Origin of the sequence: Tetzosporium hominis (genome assembly GCF_002265435.1) — a bacterium.
Classification (GTDB): domain Bacteria; phylum Bacillota; class Bacilli; order Bacillales_A; family Planococcaceae; genus Chryseomicrobium; species Chryseomicrobium hominis.
Genome location: NZ_NOKQ01000391.1, coordinates 1 through 253, shown reverse-complemented (window position 1 = coordinate 253; position 253 = coordinate 1). Strand labels below are relative to the sequence as shown.

At 52.6% G+C, this 253-nt stretch carries 1 protein-coding gene; it reads left to right on the top strand.

Annotated elements, in window-relative coordinates; translation table 11 throughout:
- On the top strand, positions 1-253 hold a 253-nt coding region (locus CF394_RS15510; protein ID WP_279327671.1), incomplete at both ends, for an IclR family transcriptional regulator domain-containing protein.

Sequence of the window (253 nt, the reverse complement as noted above, 5' to 3'; positions counted from 1 at the left end):
AGCGAAACCGGTGATGGAAGAGCTGTGCCGGGAAGTGGATGAGGCCGTGCAATTGATCATGAGGGACGGCAATGAAGCGATATACGTTGAGAAAATAGAAGGGACACAGACTGTGCGGTTGTACACGGCGATCGGCAGGCGCTCTCCTCTGTACGCTGGAGCGTGCGCCAGAAGCATTTTGTCCTTTCTTCCCCGTGAAGAAATCGAAACATACATCAAACAAACGGAGCTCATTTCAATTGGCTCCGGCACG